Annotated in this window: 21 protein-coding genes; 11 read left to right on the plus strand and 10 right to left on the minus strand. The window is 65.5% G+C overall.

Going from position 1 to position 19,951, the window contains the following annotated elements; genetic code table 11:
• The first annotated feature begins 83 nt into the window (after positions 1–83).
• Positions 84–755 (plus strand): flavin reductase family protein, encoded by a 672-nt coding sequence (locus HBF24_RS08925; RefSeq protein ID WP_167172024.1) that lies wholly within the window; start codon positions 84–86, stop codon positions 753–755.
• A gap of 8 nt (positions 756–763) precedes the next feature.
• Here the strand turns inward: HBF24_RS08925 and HBF24_RS08930 are convergent, their stop codons facing one another.
• From HBF24_RS08930 to msrB, 3 genes are all read right to left on the minus strand, one after another.
• The gene (locus tag HBF24_RS08930; protein WP_167172027.1) at positions 764–1,642 is read right to left on the minus strand and encodes an aldo/keto reductase; all 879 of its coding nucleotides are present in this window, start codon (positions 1,640–1,642) and stop codon (positions 764–766) included.
• Positions 1,643–1,714: 72 nt separating this feature from the next.
• The gene (locus tag HBF24_RS08935; protein ID WP_167172029.1) at positions 1,715–2,695 is read right to left on the minus strand and encodes a VTT domain-containing protein; all 981 of its coding nucleotides are present in this window, start codon (positions 2,693–2,695) and stop codon (positions 1,715–1,717) included.
• A gap of 12 nt (positions 2,696–2,707) precedes the next feature.
• Entirely contained in the window at positions 2,708–3,127 is a 420-nt protein-coding gene (gene msrB, locus HBF24_RS08940) for a peptide-methionine (R)-S-oxide reductase MsrB (protein WP_167172032.1), read from the minus strand.
• 107 nt (positions 3,128–3,234) lie between these two features.
• Here msrB and HBF24_RS08945 point away from each other — a divergent pair, with 107 nt between their 5' ends.
• Entirely contained in the window at positions 3,235–4,059 is an 825-nt protein-coding gene (locus HBF24_RS08945) for an alpha/beta hydrolase (protein ID WP_167172035.1), read from the plus strand.
• Between the two features lie 24 nt (positions 4,060–4,083).
• Here HBF24_RS08945 and HBF24_RS08950 read toward each other — a convergent pair whose 3' ends face one another.
• Together HBF24_RS08950 and HBF24_RS08955 are read right to left on the minus strand one after the other, a co-directional pair.
• Positions 4,084–6,525 (minus strand): GH92 family glycosyl hydrolase, encoded by a 2,442-nt coding sequence (locus HBF24_RS08950; RefSeq protein WP_343162738.1) that lies wholly within the window; start codon positions 6,523–6,525, stop codon positions 4,084–4,086.
• Positions 6,526–6,563: 38 nt separating this feature from the next.
• Positions 6,564–7,481, minus strand: coding sequence for a LysR family transcriptional regulator (locus tag HBF24_RS08955; protein WP_167172040.1), 918 nt, complete (start codon positions 7,479–7,481; stop codon positions 6,564–6,566).
• Between the two features lie 123 nt (positions 7,482–7,604).
• Here HBF24_RS08955 and HBF24_RS08960 point away from each other — a divergent pair, with 123 nt between their 5' ends.
• Positions 7,605–8,771 carry an alpha/beta fold hydrolase gene (locus HBF24_RS08960; protein ID WP_167172043.1) on the plus strand — a complete coding sequence of 389 codons (1,167 nt, stop codon included), beginning with the start codon at positions 7,605–7,607 and terminating at the stop codon, positions 8,769–8,771.
• Positions 8,772–8,828: 57 nt separating this feature from the next.
• Here HBF24_RS08960 and HBF24_RS08965 read toward each other — a convergent pair whose 3' ends face one another.
• The gene (locus HBF24_RS08965) at positions 8,829–9,773 is read right to left on the minus strand and encodes an AraC family transcriptional regulator (protein WP_206064249.1); all 945 of its coding nucleotides are present in this window, start codon (positions 9,771–9,773) and stop codon (positions 8,829–8,831) included.
• A 118-nt stretch (positions 9,774–9,891) separates the two neighbouring features.
• Here HBF24_RS08965 and HBF24_RS08970 point away from each other — a divergent pair, with 118 nt between their 5' ends.
• Positions 9,892–10,725, plus strand: a complete 834-nt coding sequence (locus HBF24_RS08970) for an oxidoreductase (RefSeq protein WP_167172049.1) — start codon at positions 9,892–9,894, stop codon at positions 10,723–10,725.
• 195 nt (positions 10,726–10,920) lie between these two features.
• On the opposite strand, the gene HBF24_RS08975 is transcribed toward HBF24_RS08970, so the two are convergent.
• Positions 10,921–11,301: a helix-turn-helix domain-containing protein gene (locus tag HBF24_RS08975; RefSeq protein ID WP_167172051.1), complete on the minus strand. Its 381-nt coding sequence runs from the start codon at positions 11,299–11,301 to the stop codon at positions 10,921–10,923.
• Between the two features lie 135 nt (positions 11,302–11,436).
• Between HBF24_RS08975 and HBF24_RS08980 the strand changes: the two genes are divergently transcribed.
• Positions 11,437–12,048 carry an NAD(P)-dependent oxidoreductase gene (locus HBF24_RS08980; protein ID WP_167172054.1) on the plus strand — a complete coding sequence of 204 codons (612 nt, stop codon included), beginning with the start codon at positions 11,437–11,439 and terminating at the stop codon, positions 12,046–12,048.
• A gap of 137 nt (positions 12,049–12,185) precedes the next feature.
• Here HBF24_RS08980 and HBF24_RS08985 read toward each other — a convergent pair whose 3' ends face one another.
• Positions 12,186–13,223 carry an SDR family oxidoreductase gene (locus HBF24_RS08985; RefSeq protein WP_343162735.1) on the minus strand — a complete coding sequence of 346 codons (1,038 nt, stop codon included), beginning with the start codon at positions 13,221–13,223 and terminating at the stop codon, positions 12,186–12,188.
• 60 nt (positions 13,224–13,283) lie between these two features.
• On the opposite strand from HBF24_RS08985, the gene HBF24_RS08990 reads away from it, so the two are divergent.
• A complete protein-coding gene (locus HBF24_RS08990) occupies positions 13,284–14,180 on the plus strand; it encodes an AraC family transcriptional regulator (RefSeq protein WP_277344524.1) in 897 nt (298 codons plus the stop codon).
• A gap of 53 nt (positions 14,181–14,233) precedes the next feature.
• Here HBF24_RS08990 and HBF24_RS08995 read toward each other — a convergent pair whose 3' ends face one another.
• The gene (locus tag HBF24_RS08995) at positions 14,234–14,452 is read right to left on the minus strand and encodes a hypothetical protein (protein WP_167172060.1); all 219 of its coding nucleotides are present in this window, start codon (positions 14,450–14,452) and stop codon (positions 14,234–14,236) included.
• A gap of 379 nt (positions 14,453–14,831) precedes the next feature.
• Here HBF24_RS08995 and HBF24_RS09005 point away from each other — a divergent pair, with 379 nt between their 5' ends.
• Complete coding sequence (locus HBF24_RS09005) at positions 14,832–15,044, plus strand: hypothetical protein (RefSeq protein WP_167172063.1); 213 nt, start codon at positions 14,832–14,834, stop codon at positions 15,042–15,044.
• A 343-nt stretch (positions 15,045–15,387) separates the two neighbouring features.
• Here HBF24_RS09005 and HBF24_RS09010 read toward each other — a convergent pair whose 3' ends face one another.
• A complete protein-coding gene (locus HBF24_RS09010) occupies positions 15,388–16,308 on the minus strand; it encodes a LysR family transcriptional regulator (RefSeq protein ID WP_167172066.1) in 921 nt (306 codons plus the stop codon).
• A 142-nt stretch (positions 16,309–16,450) separates the two neighbouring features.
• On the opposite strand from HBF24_RS09010, the gene HBF24_RS09015 reads away from it, so the two are divergent.
• The 4 genes from HBF24_RS09015 (at position 16,451) to HBF24_RS09030 (ending at position 19,852) form a co-directional block, all read left to right on the plus strand.
• Complete coding sequence (locus HBF24_RS09015) at positions 16,451–17,086, plus strand: glutathione binding-like protein (protein WP_167172068.1); 636 nt, start codon at positions 16,451–16,453, stop codon at positions 17,084–17,086.
• Positions 17,087–17,356: 270 nt separating this feature from the next.
• On the plus strand, positions 17,357–18,163 hold the full coding sequence (locus HBF24_RS09020; RefSeq protein ID WP_167172071.1) for an SDR family NAD(P)-dependent oxidoreductase: 807 nt from the start codon (positions 17,357–17,359) through the stop codon (positions 18,161–18,163).
• A gap of 285 nt (positions 18,164–18,448) precedes the next feature.
• Complete coding sequence (locus HBF24_RS09025) at positions 18,449–19,015, plus strand: carboxymuconolactone decarboxylase family protein (RefSeq protein WP_167172074.1); 567 nt, start codon at positions 18,449–18,451, stop codon at positions 19,013–19,015.
• A 66-nt stretch (positions 19,016–19,081) separates the two neighbouring features.
• Complete coding sequence (locus HBF24_RS09030; RefSeq protein WP_167172077.1) at positions 19,082–19,852, plus strand: enoyl-CoA hydratase/isomerase family protein; 771 nt, start codon at positions 19,082–19,084, stop codon at positions 19,850–19,852.
• Positions 19,853–19,951 lie beyond the last annotated feature (99 nt).

Genomic DNA, 19,951 nt, shown 5'->3' on the forward strand with positions numbered 1-19,951 from the left:
AAGTCTGCCGGTTTGGCCACCTTGAGCCGGGCCGTGCCGGCCGCCATCTCTGCAGCCGTCCCCCTCTGTTCGGAGCCTTTGCGATGACGCGCGCCGAGACCTATTTCTACGAACCGGCCAAGGGCCACGGCCTGCCACATGATCCGTTCAAGGCGATTGTGGCGCCGCGGCCGATCGGCTGGATCGGTTCTCGCGATGCCGAGGGACGCGGCAACCTGGCGCCGTACAGCTTCTTCAACGCCATGTGCGACACGCCGCCGGTGGTGGCTTTCTCCAGCGCCGGGCGCAAGGACAGCCTGCGCAACATCCAGGCCACCGGCGAGTTCGTCGCCAACTTCGCCAACCAGCGTCTGGCCGCAGCGATGAATGCCAGCTCGGCGCCGTTTGCGCACGGCGAGGACGAGCTGGCCATCACCGGGCTGACGCCGGCGCCAGGGCGGGCGGTGTCGGTGCCGCATGTGGCCGAAGCGGCCGCGGCGCTGGAGTGCCGCTTGCTGCAGGTGCTGGAGCTCAAGGATCTGGACGGCCGCAGCACCGATCACTTCGTGGTGTTCGGCCAGGTGGTCGGTGTGCACATCGATCCGGCGTTTCTCAATGACGGCTTGTTCGACACCGGTGCCGCCGGGCCGATCATGCGTGCCGGCTATTTGAGCGACTATGCCGCCGTCGGCCGCGAGCAGATCGTCAAGCTCAAGCGCCCCAAGAGTGCCGAAGAAGGGCGCGACTTCGTGCGCCGCGAAAGCGCGTCGGATTAAAGCGTCAGTCAGGGCACCGGATGGCCGGTGCTGGCCTGCCAGATGGCGTACCAGTCTTCGTTTGGCATGGCTACGTGGCGGGCTTCGACGGCCTCACGCAGGCGCTCGATGCGTCCACTGCCGGTGATCGGGTGTGGGCGCGACGGATGGCGCAGCAACCAGGCATAGACAACGGCCGACACACTGACGCCCTTGGCGTGCGCCTGGCTCTCCAGTTCAGCGCGCACACGCAGCGCCTGTGCATCCTCGCCGGTGAACAGGCGGCCGCCGGCCAACGGCGACCAGATCATCGGCGCCAGGCGCATTTGCTGGCATTGATCGAGCGTGCCGTCGTCCAGCGCGCCCATCGCCAGCGGTGACAGCTCGACCTGGTGCGCCACCAGCGGTAGTGCATCGTGCAGCAGCGCCAGCTGGCTGGGCCGATGGTTGGATACGCCCCAGTGCGCGACTTTGCCCTCGGCGGTCAGTTCCCGGCAGGTCTCGGCCAACGCCTGCGCATCCATCAGGTAGTCCGGGCGATGCAGCAGCACCACGTCCAGCTGTTCGGTGTGCAATTTGCGCAGCGACGCCTCGACCTGGCCGCGCACGTAGGCCGCGGTGGTGTCGTAATGGTTGAGTCGGTAGGGGTGCTCGCTGCCGGTCAGGCGGATGCCGCACTTGGTTACCAGCTGCATGCGCTGGCGTAACTGTGGTGCCGCGGCCAGCGCTTGGCCGAACAAGGCCTCGCAGCGGTAATCACCGTAGATGTCGGCATGGTCGAAAGTAGTGATGCCCAGTTCCAGCACCTGCTCGATCCAGCGCACGCGCGCGGCCACATCCAGTTGCCAGTCGGCCAGTCGCCACAGGCCGGCGACGATGGGCGAGAAGCGGATGGTGGCATCGGACATGAGACAGGCTCGGTGGGAAATGAGGACAGGCCCGCGAGTGTGCCAAGCGCCCGCATGGTCCTCAAGCCAGGCTCAGTGCGCCAGCGCGGTATCCAGCGTGGCCGCGGGGCTGTTCGCAGGGAGCCGGTCCACCGCAAAGCCGGCCTCGGCCCAGGCTTCCACGCCGCCACGCAAGGGATGCACGCTGTGAAAGCCGGCGCGGTGCAGCGCCTGTGCGGCACGGGCTGCCGAGACCTCGTTGGGGCAGCTGCAATACAGCACGACATCGGCGTCCGGCGGCAGGTCGGACAGGGCCTCGTGCAGGCGCTCGATATCCACCAGGCGCGCGCCGGGGATGATGCGATCATCCAGCACGCGTGCATGCGGGTTGCGCACATCCACGATCACCGGCGGCGTGTCGCTGTCGAGCATGTGGCGCAGTTCGCCGCTATCGATACGCGCCATGCGGAAGGCGCGCAGCAGGCGCACGCGCTGCCACCACTTGAAAAGCATATAGGCGGCTAGAAGGCCAACAAGAAGCAGCCCGGCGATGCTGCCGATTTCACGCATCACGGCGATCAACTGCTCGATCTGCTCGGCAAAGATGATGCCCAGCGCCACCGCTAGTCCGGCCCATAGCAGCGAACCGATGCCATCCATCCACAGGAAGGTGCGCCAGCGCAGGCCACTGGCACCGGCCAGCGGTGGCGCCAGCGTGGACAGGCCGGGTACGAATTTGGCGATCAGCAGCACCTGGCCGCCGCGCTGGCGAAAGCGGCCGGACGAGGTGCGCACGCAGCTGTCCGGCGACAACGAGATGCGGCACAGCAGGCCCATGACCCGCGACCCATAGCGGCGGCCGGCCCAGAACCAGGCACTGTCGCCCAGCAGGCAGGCGGCCAGCGCCACCAGCAGTACCAGCGCCGGCGACAGATGACCGCCACCGGCCAGCGCACCGCATACCACCAATGTCGGCACCGCCGGCAATGGCAGCCCCAACTGCTCGATCAGCACATTGGCGAAGACCACCAGCAGACCCCAGCTCGCCAGCGCCAGCATGATCTCGTGGGTCATCGCCGTGTCTCCTTACGTGGCCGACGCGTTGGGGATGAACGTGAGCGCCACGCCATTGATGCAGTAGCGCTGGAAGCTTGGCGGCGGGCCATCCGGGAACACATGACCCAAGTGACCACCACAGCGGGCGCAGCGCACTTCGGTGCGGATCATGCCGTGGCTGGTGTCGCGCAACTCTTCCACGCTGCCCGGTTCGGGCGTGTTGAAGCTGGGCCAGCCGCTGTGGCTTTCGTATTTGGTATCGCCGACAAACAGCACCTGATTGCAGCCGGCGCAGGCAAAGCGGCCGGCGCGCTTTTCGTGCAGCAACGCGCAGCTTCCCGGGCGCTCGGTGGCGCCGTGGCGCAGCACCTGATACTGCTCCTCGGTCAGGCGCTCACGCCATTGCTGGTCGCTGAGCTGGAACGGGTAATCTCGGGCCTGGTCGTTCATCGCGTGCTCCGCGGTCGGGGTTTATCGGCTCTAGATGTTGTGCCCGGCAGGCATTATCAAGCGTATGGGCGCTGGAAATCCGCCTCGGCAGCCCCATCTCGGGCCGCATGTCCGATGCTTCCTCGCTTGCCACCTTCTGCGCCGACGATGGTCACCGCCTGCATGTGGCCGATCGCGGCGAGGCCCATGCGACGCCGCTGCTGCTGATTCACGGCTCGCTTTGCGATGCCCGCTACTGGCGGCCGCAGATGGCGCCACTGGCCGAGCGTGGCCGGGTGCTGGCGCCCAGTCTTCGCCACTGCTGGCCCGAGCCCTGGGATGGTGAGGGGGCCGGTTACAGCATTGCCCAGCATGCCAGCGACATGGCCGCCTTGATTGATGCGCTGGGCGGTGAGCCGGTGCATGTGCTGGGCCACTCGCGTGGTGCGCGCGTGGCGCTGGAGCTGGCCCGCACCCGCCCCGATGCGGTGCGCAGCCTGATGCTGGCCGATCCCGGGCTGGTCGCGCCGGCCACCGACAAGGCCGCCGATGGTCGCCAGCGCGCCATGCGCCTGATTGGCCAAGGCGATACCGAAGCCGGCCTTGAGCTGTTTATCGATACCGTCAGCGGACGTGGTACCTGGCAGCACATGGTGCCGTGGTTCAAGACCATGGTGCGTGACAACGCGCATACGTTGATTGCGCAGGCGACCGAGTCGGTGCCGCAGCTGGACGATGCCGCGCTGGCCGAGCTTGCCATGCCGACCTTGTTGCTGGGCGGTGATCACAGCCCGGCGCCATTCCCGGCCGCTCTCGATCGCCTGCAACAGGCCATGCCCGATACCTGCCACGTGCGCATCCCGCATGCATCGCACGGCATGAACCTGGCCAACCCGCGCGCCTTCAATGCCGCGGTCAATGCCTTTATAGAACGCATCGAGACGCCGGCCTGAGCTCGCGGCCGGCGTCTGGACCGATTACTTGCCCGTCGGAGCCGGGTATGAAGGCGGCGCATCGGCCGGCGCACTGCCCCACTGTTTGGACGGCTGCGTGGCCAGCTGGAAGTGCACCTGGCCGCCGTGCGTGACCACGGCATCCGGCAGTGCGGTGCGCGACCACGGCTTGCCATTGACGCGCATGCCGGTGATGTAGGCGCTGGCTTGATGGGCACCGGGCGCATCCAGGGTCAGCGTGTGGCCGTTACCCAGGCGCAGGCGTGCATGCTCGAACAGCGGACTATTGACCACCAGATCGCGCGTGCCCGGCGTGGCCGGATAAAGCCCCAGCGCCGACCACACGTACCAGGACGATTGCGCACCCAGGTCGTCATTGCCCGGTAGACCATCCACGCTCGGTGTGAAAAGCTGCTTCTGGATGCGTCGCACCAGTGCCTGAGTTTTCCATGGCTGACCGACGTAGTTGTAGAGCCACGGCGTGCCGAAATCGACCTCGTTGCCGCTCCACTGATAGGGCTCGTTGGGGCCGACGTTGAGTTTCTGGAAGAACGTATCCAGCGCCGGGATCACCTTGTCAGGGCCGCCGATGGCCTTGACCAGACCACCGATATCCTGCGGCACCAGCCAGCGGTATTGCGCGGCATTGCCCTCGTCGTAGCCGTCCTGCCCGAACTGGCCCTTGGGCGGTGCGACAAAACCAGGGCCGGGCGGGAAGTGGCCGTCGCTGAAGCGCGGCTGCAGGTAGCCGGTGGCCGGATTGAGCAGGTGGCGCCAGTTGGCCGAACGCTTAAGATACGTCGCCGCCACCTGATGCTCGCCCAGCGACTTGGCCAGACGCGAGATGGCGAAATCATCGATGGCGTATTCCAGCGTTTCGGACGCGCCGTAGCGGGTGTGCTTGTCGGTGGAGCGGTCATTGGGCACGTAGCCCAGCCGCACGTAGTCGTCCACGCCCTGGCGCTCGATATAACCCCAGTGCGCGGGTTTGACCTCGGTCGCGCCCTTGCGCATGTACTTTAGCGCGGCCTGGGCATCGAAATCGGTGGCGCCGAAGGCATGCATGCTGGCGATCAGCGGCACGCTGTTGTCGCCGTTCATGACACCGGTGTAGGTGTTTTCCAGAGGCCAGCGCGGCAGCCAGCCGCCCTGCTTGGCGTCGTTGACCAGCGATTGCGCCATGTCCGAGGCGCGCTCTGGGAACAGCCATGCCTGCAGGGCGCCCAGCGAACGGTAGGTATCCCAGCTGGAGAAGTTGGCGTACTGGTGATGGCCCTTGGCGACGTGATGGATCTTGCCGTCGAAGCCGATGTAGCGCCCGTCGATGTCATCAAAAATGTTGGGATGCGTCAGCGAGTGATACAGCGCGGTGTAGAAAGTGGTCAGGCGCGCCTTGCTGGCCCCGCCCACCTGCACGCGCGAGAGCGTCCTGCGCCAGGCGGCGCGCGCCTGTTGGCGCACCTGGGCCAGGTTCCAGCCCTTGATCTCGGCGAGGTTCTTCTTCGCACCGGCCACGCTGACGTAGGACAGCGCCACTTTCATTTTCACCACGGGTTGCTTGCGCGTATCGAAGCTGACCCAGGCGCCGGCGCCTGGCTTGTGCTGCACATGCTTGCCATGGTGACTTTCCGCGCTATCGGCGCCTGGCATGGCCTTGATGCCATCCCAGGTGCCATGCGCGGTGAACGGACGGTCGAAGGTGATGGCAAAGTGCGCGGTGTACGTGCCATCGCCCTCGCTGCAGAACCAGCCGGTGGTGGTGGAGCCGACCACTTCGTGATCGTTCACCACGCGCACTGTGGTGTGGCTGTCACCGGAGAGGCTGTCGCCGGCCTTGATCAGCACATGCGCGGCAGCGCTGGCCGGAAAGGTGAACTGGCCCAGGCCGGCACGCGTGGTGGTGCTGAGCGTCACCTTCACATGGGAGTCCGACAGCGTGACCTGATATTCACCCGGACTGGCGTGCTCGCTGGCATGCGAGAACGCTTCGCGGTGATTCCACGGCGCTGCGCCCAGCTTGCCCACCATCGGCAGGATCGGCACCACGCCAAACGCATCGCAGCCGACCGAAGCATGGGTCAGGCTGAAGCCCTTGATCGGTCCGCCCTTGTAACTGTAGCCGGCGTAATTGCCGTTGTCCGGGCTCCACTCGATCATGCCGAACGGCACCGTGGCGCCTGGGAACGCATTGATATCGCCGACCACATCGCCACCGCGACCGGTGCCTATCATCGGGTTGACGTAGCGCAGCGGATCGCTCACCAGCTGGGAGGGCGAAGCCACGGCGGTCGCCAAAGGTAAGGTTACCAATAGCAGCGATCCGAAAGCGGTAAGCAAATGTCGCGCGGGGCGCATGTGCGTTCTCCAAAAGCGGTATGGGGATAGCCGGCGCGCGCATCCATCCAAGGCGCAGCGTCCTGGCAGGCCTTGATCGTGCCACAGATGCGGCCTGTCACCATAGGGCATCGGGCACGGTAGGTGAGTCACTACAGCACCCACGGGCGCTATGAAGGCGTGCCACGCCAAGTGCGCTGGCACGCGCTCAACCAGCGTTCCAGCCCCTCGATGAAGAGGCGCAGTTTGGCGCTGAGCAGGCGTGCTGACGGATAGACCGCATGGATGCCTAGGCTTTGCGTGGTGAAGTTAGTCAGCACCTGTTCCAGGCGTCCGCTGGCCACGTGTTCACCCAGCACGAAATCCGGGCCGTAGACGATGCCGGCACCGGCCAGCGCGGCCGCCAGCAGCATCTGCATGTCGTCGACCTGGCAGCGCGCCGGCTGCTCGATATGGTGCACTCGCCCGTTCGTATCGGTGAAGCTCCAGTCGCCGGATGAAGTGGCGCGACTGAAGGCCAGGCGGTCCAGTGCCGCCAGCGCTTCGGGTGTGTTCGGCCGGCCACGGGCGTCCAGGTAATCGGGGGCTGCGCAGGCCAGCATGCGCGTTTCGCCCAGGCGCCGAGCGATCAGGCTGGAATCGGGCAGTTGGCCAATACGGATGGCCATGTCGAAGCCGCCTTCGACCAGATCGACAAAGCCGTCATCCAGCTGCATCTGCACGCTGACACCAGGATAGCGACGCATGTATTGGGCCACCGGTGCTCCCAGATGCAGCGCGCCAAAGGTACTGGGCGCGCTGATGCGCAGAAGACCTTGCGGTTCGCTTTGCAGATCGCGGGCGCGCCGGTCGGCTTCGTCGATCGATTCAAGAATATGTCGGCCGCGCGCGTAGTAGTCCTGGCCGGCCTCGGTCAGGTGCAGCTTGCGCGTGGTGCGATGCAGGAGCCGCGCGCCCAGGGACGCCTCAAGCGCGGCCAGGTGCTTGCCGGCCATGGCCGGCGTCATGCCCAGCGCGCGGGAGGCGGCGGCCAGGCTGCCGCGCTCCACGGCATGGACGAAAACAGACAGGCTGGTGAATCGGTCCATGGCTTATTCAATCGTCTCATTATCGATAGCAAATCATCGAAGATGGATTATCACCATGAGTGATGCAACCTAGCATGCGGCGTCTCATCCGTATCGCCGGCGCGGCCGGCAGGAGCTTTACCCATGATGATCGATGCCAATGGTACCCAGCTGCATGTAAGTCAGCGTGGAGACGGCGAGTTGGCCGTGGTGTTTTTGCACTACTGGGGCGGCACCGCTCGCACCTGGTCGCCGGTGCTCGACGCGCTGCCCGCGGACCTTAAAGCGGTGGCGCTGGATGCGCGTGGCTGGGGGCAGTCGGCGCGCCCGGAAAACGGCTACGACATGGTGACACAGGCCGATGATGTCGCCGCGGTGATCGCCCAGCTCGGACTGTCACGCTATGTGTTGGTGGGCCACTCCATGGGTGGCAAGGTGGCCCAGTTGCTGGCTTCGCGATGTCCGATCGGTCTGCAGGGTGTGTTGCTGGTGGCGCCGTCGCCAGCGCAGGGCAAGGCGCTGGCTGCCGACGAGAAACAGGCCATGTTGGGCGCATACACCCACACGCAGGCGGTCGCCGCGACCCTGGACCACGTGCTGGCTGGCTCGCCGTTGCCGGCAGCGTTGCGCGAGCAGGTGATCGCCGACAGCGTAGCCGGTGCTGCCAGCGCCAAATCGCACTGGCCGGCCATGGGCCTGGCTCAGGACGTCAGTGCAGATCTGGGTCGCATCGATGTGCCGGTACATATCCTTGTCGGTGAGCACGACAGGGTCGACGCGGTCAGCCTGATGCGTGAGGTGGTGCAACCCTCGATTCGTGGCGCGGATCTGCAGGTGGTTTCTGGCGCTGGCCATCTATTGCCCCTGGAAGCGCCGCAAGCGGTCGCGGCCGCCGTGCTTGATCTGGTCGGCCGCGCCATTCACGCCGCCGGCCACGGTACGGCGCGACCGGAAGCGCTGCCGGCGGCCTTTGACGATGCGCTCAATGCGGGCGACCTGGAGCGCGTGATGGCGCTTTTCGATCCGCGGGCAGTGATGCGCATGACCGACGGAACCACCGTGGCTGAAGGGCATGCGGCACTGCGCGGGGGGCTGGCGGGGCTGCTCTCGATGCGGCCGACCCTGCAAAACCGGGTGCGCCGGGTACTGGTCAGTGATGATGTGGCGCTACTGCTGCTGGACTGGACCATTCGTCTGCACTCGCCCGATCAGGGCGAGATAACGCAGCGTGGCACGGCGACTCAGGTCGCCCAGCGTGGGGGCGATGGCCAATGGCGGTTGCGCATCTCCAACCCGCTCGGCTTGGCCTGATCCTTTCGGGTACCGATGATGCGGCTTGCCCGGATCTGGCCGTCCGGGCGAGCCTTATCAATGCGACGACACATAGCATGTATCGGTGAACGGCTCTGGTAGGGCAAAGCTCTCACGCATGCGCCGGGCTTCCGCGGCGGGCGTCAGGCCGAACAGGCGCTTGAACTCGCGGCTGAATTGCGAGGCGCTGGCGTAACCCACGGCATGACTGGCGGCCTCCGCAGTCAGCGCCTGACGCACCATCAGCAGACGTGCCTGGTGCAGGCGCGTCGACTTCACATACTGCATGGGCGAGGCGCGAGTAACCGCCCGGAAGTGGCTGTGGAAGCTCGGCACGCTCATGCCGGCCTCCGCGGCCAGCTGCTGCACCGTCAGCGGCGCGGCATAGCCGGTGTGGATCCGGCGCAAGGCCCTGCCAATCTGGCCGAAGGGACCGCGCATGGTCAGCGCTTCATGCAGCGCACTGCCCTGTGGGCCGGTCAGTACGTGGAAATACAGCTCGCGCAGCAGGCTAGGACCCAGCAACGCCGCTTCCAGCGGCCGACTCATGGCTTGCACGAAACGCAGCACCGAGGCTCGCATCGCCTCGTCCATCGGCGTCGACATCATGCTCTCGGGACGCTGCGATACAGCCGTGGCGCCATGACGATCGATCTGTGCGGCCAGCTCCGCAGCCAGGGCGAAATCCAGGTGCAGGTATAGCGCCAGCAGCGGCTTGTCGGCGCTCGCCTCGGTTTCCATGCTGAAAGGCACCGGCACCGAGACCGCTAGGTAATGCTGCTCGTCGTACAAATAGAGACGATCGCCGAAATAGCCTCGCTTGCGGCCCTGGCACACGATCACGATACCGGGGTCATATAGCACCGGCGTGCGTGCGAGCGGGCGATTGGAACGCAGTACCCGCACGCTGGGCAGTGGCGTCAGGTTGTAACCCTCCTCGGGCGCCAGCGCGAGCAGTGGCTGCACCAGGTGGCCCCGTTCGATACCTGACGCCGACGACATATCTGGCGAGTGATCCCGAATCATAGAAATAGGCAAGAAAAGTAGCGCTATTCGGCTTATGCCTGCGATGTTCGCAGCCTAGCATGCACTTTCGAATCTTTACTCGGGAGTAGCTTTGATGACGAAACGTCGAATCGTGCTTATTACCGGCGTCAGCAGCGGCTTTGGCCGCGCCCTTGCCCAAGAAGCCCTTTCGCAGGGTGACATCGTGGTCGGCACGGTGCGAACCGAGCAGGCCAAACGCCGCTTCGAATCGCTGTCCGAGTCGGCGGCCCATGGATATCTGCTGGACGTGACCGACTTTGCGGCGATCGACCGTGTCGTCGCCGATGTCGAGGCGCGCATCGGGTCGATCGATGTGCTGGTCAACAACGCCGGCTACGGCCACGAAGGCATCATGGAAGAATCGCCCCTCTCGGACATGCGCCAGCAGTTCGAGGTGAACGTGTTCGGGCCGGTGGCGATGATGAAAGCGGTGCTGCCCTTCATGCGCCAGCGTCGCTGTGGGCGCATTCTCAACATCACCTCGATGGGCGGCTACATCACCATGCCGGGCATTGCCTACTACTGCGGCAGCAAGTTTGCCCTGGAAGGAATTTCCGAGACCGTGGGCAAGGAGGTGAAGGCCTTTGGCATCCACGTCACGGCGGTGGCGCCAGGCTCGTTCCGCACCGACTGGGCTGGCCGTTCCATGGCGCGCACACCGCGATCGATCGCCGACTATGACGAGATCTTCGATCCGATCCGCCAGGCGCGCGAAGCCAAAAGTGGCCAGCAGCTGGGCGACCCGGAAAAGGCGGCGCGCGCCATGCTGGCGATCATGGCCGAGGACGATCCGCCGACGCACCTGCTGCTGGGCAGCGATGCGCTGGGCCTGGTGCGTGACAAGCTGAGCGCGCTGGAAGAGGAGATGTCGCGATGGGAGAGCGTGACGCTTTCCACCGATGGTTGAAACGGCGTGTGCGTTTATCGAGCATGGTCATGAACGAGCTCATCGCCGTGGGCCGTGCCAAGCGCAAGCGCCCGTGTATTCTCCGGCCCCAATGGGATGTGCCTGGCGCGGTCGTCGTGGCTTGCCCGTGCTTTCACCACACGATCCGGTTTGCGCGTGCAGGGGCGTCATGGGCCCTGCACCACGCCTGCGCTGCTACTCAACACCGGGATAGTTTCGCGCATAGGCTTTTCGCGCGGCGCGCACTGCCTCGTGGTGTTTGCTGGCCCAGGCGACCAGTCCCTCGATGTGCGGAAGAAAGCTCAGCCCAAGCTCGGTCAGCGCGTATTCGACGCTGGGGGGCTTGCTCGGGTACACGGTACGCCGGACCAGGCCATCCTCCTCCAGCCCGCGTAGCGTCTTGGCGAGCATGCGCTTGGAAATATCGTCAATACGGCGCGACAGCTCCGCGAAGCGCTGCTTGTCGTCGGCCAGCGCCTGCAGTACCAGGGTGCTCCAGCGGTCACCAAGGCGATCAAGTACGTCGCGCACCGGGCAGTCGGCGGCGTAGGAAGCATGCGAACGGTGCAGTGTCATGCAAATGGCCCGATGGGTTACACGGTGGTTACCTGGCGACGACACGCTCCCTTCTTGGCAGCGCGCAACAGGGTCTTCATTATGTAGAAGGTTACTTTTCGTAACCAATAGTCCGCTCTTACTCAGGAGATCCCCATGCACATCGCCCTTATCGGTGGCACCGGCAACGTTGGTCGCCGCCTGTGCAACGAAGCCCTTCGCCGCGGCCACGACGTCACGGTGGTGGCCCGTCACGCCGATCCCGCGCTGGAAACGTCCATCAAGTTCATCGAAGGCGACGTCAGCACGGATCCGAGGGCCGTCGGCCACGCGCTGCGTGGTTGCGACGTCCTGGTCAGCGCGGCGCGCTTCGTCAGCGTCGACGCCGCACATGTGCTGGGCGTGGCGCGGTCCGCCGGCATCAAGCGGGTCCTGATTGTCGGCGGCGCGGCGTCGCTGGAAATCGCTCCCGGTCAACGCCTGCTCGACAGCCCTGATTTTCCCGCCGCCTACAAGACCGAGGCCACTGCAGGCGCGGCCTTTCTCGACAGTCTGCGTGCGGTCGACGATGTGGACTGGACCTTCCTGTCCCCGGCGGCGCTGTTCGAGGCGGGCGAGCGCACCGGCCACTTTCGGCTCGGCGCTGACCAGTTGCTCGTCGATGCCAATGGACAAAGCCGCATTTCCTACGAGGACTATGCGGTGGCCATGTTCGATGAGATCGAGCAACCCACGCATGTTCGCCAGCGCTTCTGTGTGGCGTACTGAGCGCGACACCAATGCGCCACGCCTCGGCTGATGGCGTGAGCTAGCACCCAGCCGGTGCCGGGCAGTCTCTGCAAGTGGAGTGTCTTCGCCTGCAGCGACGGCTTCTTCATGTCCGTGCTGCAAACGGGGAGCGGACGCTACTGGCCTGGCACTGGTGCTGAACTGGTACGCGATATCTCAAAGTATGGCGGCGCCCCGTCCAGGTCGGCGAGCAGGCCTGGATGGGTGGGTCGCCATCCCAGCCGTTGCTGAGTCAGCCGACTGGAGGCCGGGTTGTCATAGGCGGCGAACGGGGCCAGCCAGCTGAACCGTCGTGCCGCCTCTTTGGGCGTCATGCTGACCGCAGGCAGGTTCAGGCGCCGTCCAATCACCTCGGCAATCTCGCGGAACGCAACGCCCTCTTCGGCGACGCCGTGATAGCACGCGCCCGCTTGTCCCTGCTCCAGCGCCAGGCGCAGCAGGAGCGCCGCATCGAGGCGATGGATGGCGCTCCAGCGGTTCGCGCCGTCGCCGACATAGCCCGCACTTCTGTGCTTGCGCGCTGTGGCGATGAGTCTTGGGATCAGACCGTGATCACCATCGCCATGCACCGAGGGCGCGAGACGAACCACCGTCGCACGGACACCACGTTCGGCCCACGCCTTGACGGCCGCTTCGGTCTGCGAGCGCATCCAGCCCGGAGAGCGTGGGTCCGGCTCGTCGTCCTCCGTCGCGGTTCGCCCCGCGGCCATCCCCATGGTGCCGAACACCGTCACCAGGGGCCGGCCCGACCCCTTCAGCGCCCCGGCCATGGCATCGATCGCGCAGCGGTCAGCGGTGGTGATCGCCGTGCCGAACCGGCCGACGATTCCGAGCGGCGAACCGCCGAGGATGACACCAAGCCGTCGTCCCAGCGGGATATCACCCGGACCATGGATGAAGGCCAGGTGGATGACGCCATCGGCGCCGGCGGCCCCGGCGCGAAGAGTGTCAGGCTCGTGAAGGGACCCTGCATGGGTTTTGGCGCCAAGTTTTGCCAGCGTCCGGGCGGCGCTGTCCGAACGTGCCAGGCCGATGACCTGGTGGCCCGCGCCAATCAGCTCTCTGACAACCGCCTGACCGATAAAGCCGCTTGCGCCGGTGACGAATACTCGCATCTCGATCTCCCAATAGCCTTGGGCAACGGTACCGGCCACGCTAGAGACGATCTATAATTGATAGTCCATATTCGATTATCGAGCGTCCATTTGGATCCCTTGTCGCAAGTGATCAGTCTGCTGCGTCCACGCGAGTTGAGCTGGCGCATGATTGCGGTACGGGAGCCTTGGGCCATCCGCTTTCCCGCCGTGGGAGCGGTGGTATTCGGGCAAATGATCGAAGGAACATGCACGCTGGAACGCGGCCAGATAAAGCGCGAGCTGCAGCCTGGTGATTTCATGATGATGGCCCGTCCGCCTGAGTGGACCATGCGGTCGGGTCCGCAGGTCGAGCCGGTTGGGTTTAAGGTGCTGTTCGCCGATCCGAACGCGCTTCAAGGCGAGGATTGCAGTAAGCCCGTCGCGCGTTTCCTTGCAGGCCATTTCCTGTTTGCCGAGCCCAATGCCGACCAGATTGCGGGGCTGCTGTCGCCGATCGTGCATGTCCGAGCGGCCGATGTGGCCGCCAAGCGGCTGGGAAGGCTGCTGAGTCTTTTGGATGACGAGGCAACGGCGGACCGGCCAGGTCGCTCTTTGGCCTTGGATCGCCTTCTGGAGGTGATTCTCGTGGAGTCACTGCGCCACCGCGCCAACCAGGTGGAAAGCATGCGCCCGGGCCTGCTGGCGGGACTGACCGACCCACGCATCAGCCGCGCACTGCGGGCGCTTCACCTGGAACCGTCCCGCCATTGGACCGTGGCCGAACTGGCGCGGGAAGCGCACATGTCCCGTGCCGGATTCGCTGCCAGGTTCGCCGACGTCGTCGGCAACTCGCCCATTGGCTATTTATCGGCTTGGCGCATGTCGCTGGCCAAGGTCGCCTTGGTGTCGAGCAAGCAACCGATGATCGAGGTGGCCAATGTCGCAGGCTATGGATCGGTAAGCGCCTTCAGCACCGCGTTCAAGCGCGCCACAGGGATATCACCAACGGCTTACTGCCAAATGGCGGTTGGCTGAGTCGAATCGACCTGGGTTCCTTGCTCCATCAGCCGCCGCCCGCTGCGCACGCTCTAGACCAACTGCCGCGACGAGACACGCGAGAGGCGGCGATCGGTCGGGATCGAAGGCTGGCCACCGGCCGCAAAGCGCGCCGCAAGCAGCTCATCGAGATCACCCGGGATGACGTCGACCAGCCCACGCCGCTTATGGATCGGATGATCGGCCGGCACCCGATGCTCGCCAAAGATATAGGAGAACTCGCCAAGCGGGCGGACGTCGGAGCGAGGCATCGAGCCAGGCGATCGGTAATTTGGACCGGCAATGGCAGCAGCGATTCGCTGAGGTTTCTTGAAGGCCAGCCAAGCCCGCACTACTTGGTTGAACTGCCGGACACCCGAGGGCGAATGCGAGACTTCGGCTTCGCCACCGGCCGCCCGCGTGGCAGGTCGCGGGTGATCTGCAAACAGAAGTCCAGAAATGCACGTACCTTTGCTGGTGGGTGTCGACGTGAGGGGTAGATCGCATAAAGGGGAAATATTTCGTCTGGCCAGTCGGGGAAAAATTCGACGAGCGTTCCCGACGCAAGCAGTGGCTGGATGCCGAGCGACCAGCATCACCCAGAACAGCGGCTTCTGGGACCTTTACGCCTCAAGCAAGGCCGCGCTCAACATGCTGATGAAATGCTTTGCCTCGCGCCGTCCCGACGATGGTCGCACCAAGCTCGTGGTCGCCCCGGGCTGGATCAAGACCGAGATGGGTGGCGACGAGGCGACCTACACGATCGAGGAAACCATTCCGCTCGTAGCCGACATGCTGGAAAAGAACCATGGTCGTCCGGGCCTGCGTTACGTCGACCGCTTCGATGCCACACTGCCCTGGTAAAGCACCGCTGAGCCGGGCCGTCCATGAGGACGGCCCACTTCAGCCGCCGACGGCAAGATTCTGAGTGAGAGGTGATACGTCCGCGCTCCACGAACGGAGCGCCCGAATCGGCGCTGTGGTCACGCAATACGCCCACGCCCCCGTCGCCAGAGGGCATCGGAGGCGGGGCCGATGGCGGTGTCGTGCGGCGGGGCGCGCAGAGGGCGTGGGCTTCTTCCGCCAGCGCGGCATGGATGTGGATATGCGTGGCGATGTCCTGCGGGACCATGCGGTGCCCCAAGCCCCGCGGAATGTTGCCCGGCAGGAGATGGTGCCGGCATGCCGACACGCTGGGCGGCAGCGCTCACGCACTCATGGCACCACCATCCTCTCCTGCCTTCTCCCCTGCCAGTTCCATCTCGATGAATTGCGCGAAGGCGCGCGCCTTAGCGCTCATCTGGCGGCCGCTCGGAAAGACGGTCCACAGGTCGATTGCCGTGAGCGACCAGTCGGTGAGCACCGGCACCACGGCGCCGGAGGCCAGTTCGGGGGCGAACATCCAGGCTGAGGAAATGGCCAAGCCCAGGCCGGCCAGCACCCCCTCGCGGACGCCCTCCGCCGCGTTGGTGCGCAGGCGCCCGTGCACGCTGATCGAGACGTGCGCGCCGTCGCGCTGGAAGCTCCAGGGTGTGTCGCCCTGTCCCAGCTCGTGGATCACCACCTGGTGATCGGCCAGCTCGCCCGGCGACTGCGGCCTGCCGGCGCGGGCAAGGTAGTCGGGCGTGGCCATGACCAGGCGCGGGCTCTCGGCGATCTTGCGCGCGGTGAGCGAGGTGTCGGCCAGGCGGCCCATGCGCAGGGCCAGGTCGATGCCCTGTTCGATCAGGTCGATGTTGCGGTCATCGAGCACGACGTCGACTTCCAGCGCCGGATGCTGATGCAGGAAGCGCGGCAACCGCGGGATCACGTGCAGTCGCGCAAAGGTGACTGCGGCACAGATCCGCAGGCGGCCGGTCAGCGCGCTGCCGGCGCCGCGGGCGGCCAGTTCGGCTTCCTCGACTTCTTCCAGCGCGCGACGCGCACGCTCGTAGTAGTTGCGACCGGCTTCGGTCGGCGTCAGTCCATGGGTGGAACGCAGCAGCAGGCGCACACCGAGTTGCTGCTCCAGCTGCGCGACCGTCTTGGAGACAGCGGGTTGGCCGACGTGCAGCAGGCGGGCGGCGGCGGAGAACGAGCCCGCTTCTATCACCCGCACGAAGGTTTCCATGGCGGCGAATCGATCCAAGACCATTCCTATCAAGAATAAACATTATGGGGATGCGGTCACTTCCACCGCTTGCACGGAATAACGATAACAGTCTGGCCCGCCGTCGACATGGATCGGTGTGCGGCCTCACCACCTCCAATCCCATCTTTAGGAAATTCCCATGATCGATGTTTATGCCTTCTCCACCCCCAACAGCGTGCGCGTGCCAATCGCGCTGGAAGAACTGGGCCTGGAGTACGCCTTGCACGCCGTCAACGTCCGCCAGGGCGAGCAAAAATCCGCCGAACATCTCGCTCGCAACCCGAACGGCAAGGTGCCGGTGATTGTCGATCAGGATGGTCCGGACGGTCGGCCATTCACGCTCAGCGAATCGGGCGCGATCCTGCTGTATCTCGCCGACAAGACTGGCAAGCTGATGCCTACCGATCGCTTCGGCCGCGCCCGGGTGATCGAGCAGATGCTGTTCCACCTCACCGGGATCGGTCCGGCGATGGGACAGCTCGGTTTCTTCAAGCGCGCGCCCGAACCGTTGCCTGCAGCGATCGATCGCTTCCAGGCCGAGGTCGAACGCACGCTCGCCGTACTCGACGGGTATCTGGCCGATCACGAGTACGTGGCAGGCGACGACTACAGCATCGCCGACATCACCCACTTCGGCTGGCTGTGGCGCCGCGAGTTCGCCGGTATCGCACTGGATGCGTTCCCGAACGTGGCGCGTTGGTATGAACATGTGGCGGCACGCCCCGGCGTGCAGCGTGGCATCGCCAGGGTTACGGAGTTGGTCCCGGCCGCCTGAATGAGCGGTGGTTCGACCGCCGGCGTGGGTCGGCGCGCGTGGAGTTCAACCACGCGCGAAGGCGATGCGTGCCCCCCGAGGGAGGCACGAAGCGAATCGGCTTGGCGGCGCCTCCTGCACGACGCAGGGGCTTTCCGATCAGCCGACAACGGGCGCTTGAACAGCGCGGCGTGGACAGAGGCCCACGCATCGGGCCGCGTCGACCATCCTCGACCTTTCTACTCCTTCTGCCGTTGCCTGCAACGGCTCCGCCCCTGAGAGGACGTTCACATGCAAATCAACGGAAAGCGGATCGTGATTACTGGCGGATCGAGTGGCATCGGCTACGCGCTCGCGCGGTCGTTGCTCGCGCGCGGTGCGCATGTGCTGATCGTCGGCCGCGATGCCGACAAGGCGGCACAGGCGGCACGGCGGCTCTCCGACGAAGGCCGCACGGTGCACGCCGTGGTGGCGGATGTCGCCACCGACGCCGGCCGCGCGGCCATTCTCGCCGGCGCCCGACACCATCTGGGTGGATTGGACGTACTGGTGAACAACGCCGGCGGCGTACGTGCCGGACGCCTGGAAACGATCGACGCGGACACCATTCGGCAGATGATCGACGTGAATCTGCTCGCCCCCATCCTGCTCACCCGGCAGGCCTTGCCGATGCTGCGCGAGAGCGGCGATGCCGTGGTGCTCAATGTCGCCTCCGCCATCGCCCTGGTCGGCATGCCGTTCTACACCATCTACGCGGCGACCAAGGCCGGCCTTGCCCGCTTTAGCGAAGCGCTGCGCCGCGAACTGAAGCATGAAGGGGTACACGTGATCACCGCCTATCCCGGTGGTACCGACACGCCGATGATGCGGAACAACCGCGCCGGACCGGATCTCGGCTTCAGCCTCGAACCGGCGACAGATGTGGCCGAGGCGATCGCCGACGGCCTCGCCACGGAGGCGTTCGAAGTCATCCGCGGCGGACCGGCACGCACCGAGATGGTCGCGCTCAATCGTACCGATCCTGGGGCATTGGACGCCCGCTTTGCGGGTCTCAAGGCTGCACTCGAAGAGGCGGTAAGCGACCACTCGGCGATGTAGGGCGCTCATTCCCCGCGGGTGATCCATGTGCGTCAGCTGCGCGCGGAATGCAACCCCAACCACGACGGCGCCCGGGCCTTGCGGCTCGCTGGCGCCGTTTTTCGTGGCTGACCTGTAGTGCATTCGCACGGCGGCGGCCTGTTCCACCGCTCGTTGAATGACACGCCGACAGTGCCATTCCTCCAAGGAATGACCATTAGTCGATCGCGCCGTCTACGCACAACGGCGCCTCTCCCCGAACCTGTGTCCACCGCAACACACCACCACGACACACAGGAGTTCGCCATGACCACCTTCACCAAGTACACCGCCGAGACCGCTCCGGAAGCCGCCCGCGCCGGGCTGGCCGCCACCAAGGCCGCCTTTGGCTTCATTCCCAACCTGCAGGCCAACATGGCCGAATCTCCGGAGCTGCTGGCCGGGTATTCCACCCTGTGGGACCTGTTCTCCAAGACCACACTCACCGCGCACGAGCAGCAGGTGGTCTACCTCACCTCCAACTTCGAGAACAACTGCCACTACTGCATGGCCGGCCACACCACCCTGGCCAAGATGCAGAAGATGGACCCGGCGGTGATCGCCGCGCTCCGCGCCGGCACCGAGCTGCCGGACGTGCGCCTTGAGGCGCTACACGCCTTCACCCGCAAGGTCGTGGCACAGCGCGGCTGGGTGTCCGATGCCGACACCGATGCCTTCATCGCCGCCGGTTACACCCGCCGCAACGTGCTCGAAGTGGTGCTGGGCGTCGCCACCAAGGTGATGAGCAACTACACCAACCACATCGCGCATACCGAGCTGGACAGGTTCATGGCCGGCAATGAGTGGACCAAGCCCGCTCAGGCCGCCGCCTGAGCCCCTCCGTTGCTGGCGACCGGACTGCACACGCCATCCCTCACCACCTCTCTCAAGGACACCCTCATGTCACGCTTTGATACCTACCGCGATCAGTACCCCAACGCCCGCCTGACCCGCTCGCCGGAAGGCGTGCTCGAAATCGCCCTGCACACCGACGGCGGCAAGCTGATCTTCAACGGCCACACCCACGAGCAATTCGTCGACCTGTTCCACGACGTCGGCAGCGATCCGGACAACCGCGTGGTGATCCTCACCGGCACCGGCGATGCGTTCATGGACGAGATCAACCCCGAAGGCTTCGACTTCTTCAGCCCGCGCGGCTACGACAAGATCTACCGCGAGGGCAAGAAGGTGCTGATGAACCTGCTCGACATCGAGGTGCCGCTGATCGCCGCACTCAACGGGCCGGTGCTGCTGCATTCGGAGTACGCGCTGCTGGCGGACATCGTGCTGGCCACACCCGAGACCGTCTTCCAGGACAAGCCGCACTTCGACTTCGGCATCGTGCCAGGCGACGGCGTGAACCTGCTGTGGCCGGAAGTGATCGGCAGCGTGCGTGGACGCTATTTCCTGCTGACCCGCCAGCGGCTCGACGCCGAGACCGCCAAGGCCTGGGGTGCCGTGAACGAAGTCGTGCCGACGGACCGCCTACTGGCTCGCGCCCATGAAATTGCCAGCGAGCTGGCGAAGCTGCCGCCGCTGACCAGCCGCTATACCCGCATCGCGCTGACCCAGAAGCTGCGTCGGATCGTCGACGAAGGCGCCGGCTATGGCCTGGCGCTGGAAGGCATCAGCGCTGCCGAGGTGGCCCGCTCGATGCATCCGTCCGCCTGATGTGACCGGCAGGCGGGTTGCGCGGCAAACCGCCTGCCATGCCTCTTCCCCTCTTCCAAGGATTTCCCATGTCACTGCAAGACAAACTCGACGCCTTCA

This window comes from Oleiagrimonas sp. C23AA (assembly GCF_011759385.1).
Lineage (GTDB): Bacteria > Pseudomonadota > Gammaproteobacteria > Xanthomonadales > Rhodanobacteraceae > Oleiagrimonas.

Excerpts from the sequence above, each read along its gene's own strand:
- HBF24_RS08925 (WP_167172024.1), top strand. The coding sequence starts at position 84 with ATGACGCGCGCCGAGACCTATTTCTACGAACCGGCCAAGGGCCACGGC.
- HBF24_RS08930 (WP_167172027.1), bottom strand. The coding sequence starts at position 1,642 with ATGTCCGATGCCACCATCCGCTTCTCGCCCATCGTCGCCGGCCTGTGG.
- HBF24_RS08935 (WP_167172029.1), bottom strand. The coding sequence starts at position 2,695 with ATGACCCACGAGATCATGCTGGCGCTGGCGAGCTGGGGTCTGCTGGTG.
- msrB (WP_167172032.1), bottom strand. The coding sequence starts at position 3,127 with ATGAACGACCAGGCCCGAGATTACCCGTTCCAGCTCAGCGACCAGCAA.
- HBF24_RS08945 (WP_167172035.1), top strand. The coding sequence starts at position 3,235 with ATGTCCGATGCTTCCTCGCTTGCCACCTTCTGCGCCGACGATGGTCAC.
- HBF24_RS08950 (WP_343162738.1), bottom strand. The coding sequence starts at position 6,525 with ATGCCCTATGGTGACAGGCCGCATCTGTGGCACGATCAAGGCCTGCCA.
- HBF24_RS08955 (WP_167172040.1), bottom strand. The coding sequence starts at position 7,481 with ATGGACCGATTCACCAGCCTGTCTGTTTTCGTCCATGCCGTGGAGCGC.
- HBF24_RS08960 (WP_167172043.1), top strand. The coding sequence starts at position 7,605 with ATGATGATCGATGCCAATGGTACCCAGCTGCATGTAAGTCAGCGTGGA.
- HBF24_RS08965 (WP_206064249.1), bottom strand. The coding sequence starts at position 9,773 with ATGTCGTCGGCGTCAGGTATCGAACGGGGCCACCTGGTGCAGCCACTG.
- HBF24_RS08970 (WP_167172049.1), top strand. The coding sequence starts at position 9,892 with ATGACGAAACGTCGAATCGTGCTTATTACCGGCGTCAGCAGCGGCTTT.
- HBF24_RS08975 (WP_167172051.1), bottom strand. The coding sequence starts at position 11,301 with ATGACACTGCACCGTTCGCATGCTTCCTACGCCGCCGACTGCCCGGTG.
- HBF24_RS08980 (WP_167172054.1), top strand. The coding sequence starts at position 11,437 with ATGCACATCGCCCTTATCGGTGGCACCGGCAACGTTGGTCGCCGCCTG.
- HBF24_RS08995 (WP_167172060.1), bottom strand. The coding sequence starts at position 14,452 with ATGCCTCGCTCCGACGTCCGCCCGCTTGGCGAGTTCTCCTATATCTTT.
- HBF24_RS09005 (WP_167172063.1), top strand. The coding sequence starts at position 14,832 with ATGCTGATGAAATGCTTTGCCTCGCGCCGTCCCGACGATGGTCGCACC.
- HBF24_RS09015 (WP_167172068.1), top strand. The coding sequence starts at position 16,451 with ATGATCGATGTTTATGCCTTCTCCACCCCCAACAGCGTGCGCGTGCCA.
- HBF24_RS09020 (WP_167172071.1), top strand. The coding sequence starts at position 17,357 with ATGCAAATCAACGGAAAGCGGATCGTGATTACTGGCGGATCGAGTGGC.
- HBF24_RS09025 (WP_167172074.1), top strand. The coding sequence starts at position 18,449 with ATGACCACCTTCACCAAGTACACCGCCGAGACCGCTCCGGAAGCCGCC.
- HBF24_RS09030 (WP_167172077.1), top strand. The coding sequence starts at position 19,082 with ATGTCACGCTTTGATACCTACCGCGATCAGTACCCCAACGCCCGCCTG.